Annotated in this window: 4 protein-coding genes and 1 tRNA gene; 4 read left to right on the forward strand and 1 reads right to left on the reverse strand. The window is 52.7% G+C overall.

Features of this window, described 5'->3' with window-relative positions:
- Window positions 1–60 (reverse strand) — tRNA-Pro (locus tag Q4C79_RS13045).
- Between the two features lie 224 nt (window positions 61–284).
- Between Q4C79_RS13045 and folD the strand changes: the two genes are divergently transcribed.
- The 4 genes from folD to Q4C79_RS13065 all read left to right on the forward strand — a co-directional run bounded on the left by folD (window position 285) and on the right by Q4C79_RS13065 (window position 3,526).
- The gene (gene folD / locus Q4C79_RS13050; RefSeq protein WP_303091455.1) at window positions 285–1,154 is read left to right on the forward strand and encodes a bifunctional methylenetetrahydrofolate dehydrogenase/methenyltetrahydrofolate cyclohydrolase FolD; all 870 of its coding nucleotides are present in this window, start codon (window positions 285–287) and stop codon (window positions 1,152–1,154) included.
- A 95-nt stretch (window positions 1,155–1,249) separates the two neighbouring features.
- Complete coding sequence (locus tag Q4C79_RS13055) at window positions 1,250–1,984, forward strand: hypothetical protein (protein WP_303091456.1); 735 nt, start codon at window positions 1,250–1,252, stop codon at window positions 1,982–1,984.
- Between the two features lie 106 nt (window positions 1,985–2,090).
- Window positions 2,091–2,954: a formyltetrahydrofolate deformylase gene (gene purU / locus Q4C79_RS13060; RefSeq protein ID WP_303091457.1), complete on the forward strand. Its 864-nt coding sequence runs from the start codon at window positions 2,091–2,093 to the stop codon at window positions 2,952–2,954.
- The gene (locus tag Q4C79_RS13065) at window positions 2,954–3,526 is read left to right on the forward strand and encodes a hypothetical protein (protein WP_303091458.1); all 573 of its coding nucleotides are present in this window, start codon (window positions 2,954–2,956) and stop codon (window positions 3,524–3,526) included. Before purU ends, Q4C79_RS13065 begins: the two co-directional genes overlap by 1 nt.
- The last annotated feature ends 89 nt before the right edge of the window (window positions 3,527–3,615 follow it).

The raw sequence follows: 3,615 nt of genomic DNA on the forward strand, positions 1-3,615 counted from the left end.
GGTGGGATTCGAACTCACGACCCTCTGCTCCCAAAGCAGATGCGCTAACCAGGCTGCGCTACGCCCCGACGAGAGAGAGAGCAACTATACCTGCTCATGTAAAAGAGAGCAAGCATTTTATTTTCAATATGCCTGTCTGAAATACCATCATTTTGTTTTTAAATTATATCTTTCTTATTTTTCTGAGCGCGCATCAAAATAAAAAGATGAAAAAAAAGTGAAAAAATGCGACAATAAGCCGCTTTAGTTTTTCTTCCCACCTCTCAGAGACCGAATACCTAATCATGAGCGCTCAAATTATCAACGGTAAAGAAGTATCTCAACAACATCTTGCACGCATCAGTGCAGAAGTCCGTCAACGCAAAGAAAACAATCTGCGCACGCCCTGTTTGGCCGTCGTATTGGTCGGCGACGATGCGGCCAGCGCGGTTTATGTCCGCAATAAAAAACTGGCCTGCGAACAAGTGGGCTTCGAATCCCTCTCCTACGAATTACCCGCCGATACCAGCCAAGTCGATCTGTTGCGCCTGATTGACGAATTGAACGACAACCCGAAAGTAGACGGTATCTTGGTCCAACTGCCGCTGCCGCCGCAAATCGACAGCCAAACCGTACTGGAACGCATTCTGCCCGGAAAAGATGTCGACGGTTTCCATCCGTATAACGTTGGCCGCCTGGCGGTAAAAATGCCCTTAATGCGCCCCTGTACCCCCAAAGGCGTGATGACCCTGCTCGAAGCCTACGGCGTCAATCCCGAAGGCAAAAAAGCCGTGGTGGTCGGTGCTTCCAATATCGTCGGCCGCCCGCAGCTCTTGGAACTGCTGTTGGCGCGCGCCACCGTTACCATCTGCCATAGTGCCACCCAAAATCTGCCGGAAGAAATTGCGGCGGCTGATATTTTGGTGGTCGGCGTCGGCAAACCGAATTTTATCAAAGGCGAATGGATCAAACCCGGCGCAGTGGTGATTGATGTCGGCATCAACCGCCAAGAAAACGGCAAGCTGTGCGGCGATGTGGAATTCGAAGCGGCCAAAGCGCGCGCCTCCATGATTACTCCGGTGCCCGGTGGCGTCGGCCCGATGACGATTGCCACTTTGCTGGAGAACACTTTATCCGCCGCCCGCCTGCGCGATAAAAAAACCGCAACGGCTTAAACTTTTCTCAATCATCCACACCGCAAACAGGCCTGTCTGAAAAAAAATACGCCGCAGCGGTGCCGCTATTTCCCTTCCACCTCAAGCGTGCGCTTATGACCTCCAACCGTGCCGCAGAAGCTTTGCTTGAACTGAATAACCAGCTTGCTCTCAAGCTGGGTATTTCGCCTTGCCCGATGCATTTGGTGGCCGAAGCGCAATACGATGAGCAAAAACACGGTTCTCATGGAATATATCTGCTGCGTAGCGACGGCATAGATTGGCTCCCGCCCACCGGCGAAGAATCGGCAACGGCGAATATAATCAGCTACCGCACCCGACAACGCGGCTTGGCCGATTTGTTTCTAGACGCTTATCAGCAACACGATGCCGACTTTTCCGAGCACCGCGCAGCTATGTTTTTGGCATTTTCTCCCCGTTTTTGGTCATTGCGCACTGCTCTCGGGCTACCGACCGGCCGGCTGCCGTTTGGTTATATCCTGCAAAACGTAGTCACCACACTGGCTCTATTGGCACTGGGGGCGGCTTATCTATTGCGCAACAGCGATTGGATGCCGCGCAAGCCGGTAGCGTTTTACATGAGCATGTGCTTCATTCTCGCACTCAGCAGCATCGTTCGCTTGGGCGAATTGTGGGACGACAGGTTCGCCAAGCGCCGTTTGCGCTTAAGCTTCAGCCAGCGCACCGGCATTCTGCTGGCGGCACTGGTTCCCTGCTATTATTATGCTTACCTGCACCACGCCTTGCTGGAAAAGCCGCTGCAATACACCCTGCTTTCCACTACCGCCGCAGCAGTATTTATGGCATTTTTCGACAAACCTAAAACATAAAAACCTTCTTCTCTGTATTCTTTCCCTACTTTTTCAGACAGGCATATTTAATGCCTGTCTGAAACTTTGTTAGAATGCTGGTTTTGTTTCTTTGAACCGGTTTCCCATGAGCGAGCTTTCCACCGCCACCCTTCTGATTAACGCCCCCGACCGCAAAGGTCTGGTCCATGCGATTTCCACTTTTCTGCTGCAACACAACGGCAATATTCTGCACGCCGATCAGCATCAAGACGCCGCCGAACAATTATTCCTGATGCGCATAGAATGGGATCTGGACGGCTTCACCCTTGTCGGCCGCCAAGCCATCGAGCAGGCTTTCGCGCCGATTGCCGATACCTTTAACATGCGTTGGCGGCTGGATTTGGCACAAGAGCGCCACCGCGTCGCCCTGTTCACTTCACAATACGAACATTGTTTGTCCGATTTGCTGCACCGCCACCGTACCGGCGAACTCAAGTGCGATATTCCGCTGGTTATCGGCAATCACGAATCGGTACGCGACTTGGTGGAAGCGCACGGCATTCCGTTCCACCACATCGTGGTTACCCCAGAAAACAAAGCCGAAGCCGAAGCGCGCCAGTTCGCCCTCCTGGAAGAAGCCAGCATCGATACGGTGGTATTGGCACGCTATATGCAGATTCTGTCGCCGCTGTTTGTAGAAAAATACCCCAACCGTGTCATCAACATCCATCACAGTTTCCTGCCTGCCTTCGACGGCGCCCGCCCTTACCACCGCGCCCACGCGCGCGGTGTGAAGCTGATCGGTGCCACCAGCCATTATGTAACCAGCGAACTGGACGAAGGCCCGATTATCGAACAGGAAGTGCAACGGGTTTCCCACCGCGACGATGTCGCCGAATTAGTGGAAAAAGGCCGCGACCTGGAAAAAATCGTATTGGCCCGCGCCCTCAAATGGCATCTCGACAGCCGTGTGCTGCCTTACAACAACAAAACCGTGGTGTTCGACTAATGCTCTATAATCTGGTGCGCGATGCCGCACAAACCCTTCTGTTCCGCTATCACGCGCCCGAACACTACCGTTATTCTCCCGTCGCCGTCGCCGCCGTACTGATCGCGTTGGGTTTGCAACTGGCCGCCGCATGGGCGCCGGTATTCGGCCAATCGCCGGGTGCCATTGTGTTTTTCCTGATTTCGATGGCATTGAAATGGTGGGTATTGAGCTCGGTCATGCGCTCCGTATTGCATTATTTCGGCGCCCCCCTGATGCCGTTGGGCGGCTTTATCCTGGCGACCGAAGCACTGATGCTGCCTTCCATTATTGTGCTTTATTCCAAGGACTTGGGCATGTTGTCCATTTTTTGGTCGGTATGGATCTTCTGGGCACAAGCCGCGGGCTTGATTAAAATGAGCCAGGTCAACGGCTTGCGGGTACTATTAGGTTATCTTATCTATGCCTTTGTTCTCAGTGTATTAAACGGCGTGGTCATGTTCTTATTCCTCTCGCTCGGCTGGCTGGATAACGCAGTATTGCAGGAATTTATCGGCCAATTCGAGACCCTGCTCAATACCGCTCCGAAATAATCATCCGATCCCAAACGCTTTCAAAACAAAAAATGCCTGAGACCTTTGCGAAATACCAGCTACCCCATCCAAACGGTTACCTGAACAAT

The organism is Neisseria sp., from assembly GCF_030523955.1.
GTDB lineage: Bacteria > Pseudomonadota > Gammaproteobacteria > Burkholderiales > Neisseriaceae > Neisseria.

What these genes read in the sequence shown, in the direction of transcription:
- folD (WP_303091455.1), top strand. Translation starts at nt 285, where the DNA reads ATGAGCGCTCAAATTATCAACGGTAAAGAAGTATCTCAACAACATCTT.
- Q4C79_RS13055 (WP_303091456.1), top strand. Translation starts at nt 1,250, where the DNA reads ATGACCTCCAACCGTGCCGCAGAAGCTTTGCTTGAACTGAATAACCAG.
- purU (WP_303091457.1), top strand. Translation starts at nt 2,091, where the DNA reads ATGAGCGAGCTTTCCACCGCCACCCTTCTGATTAACGCCCCCGACCGC.
- Q4C79_RS13065 (WP_303091458.1), top strand. Translation starts at nt 2,954, where the DNA reads ATGCTCTATAATCTGGTGCGCGATGCCGCACAAACCCTTCTGTTCCGC.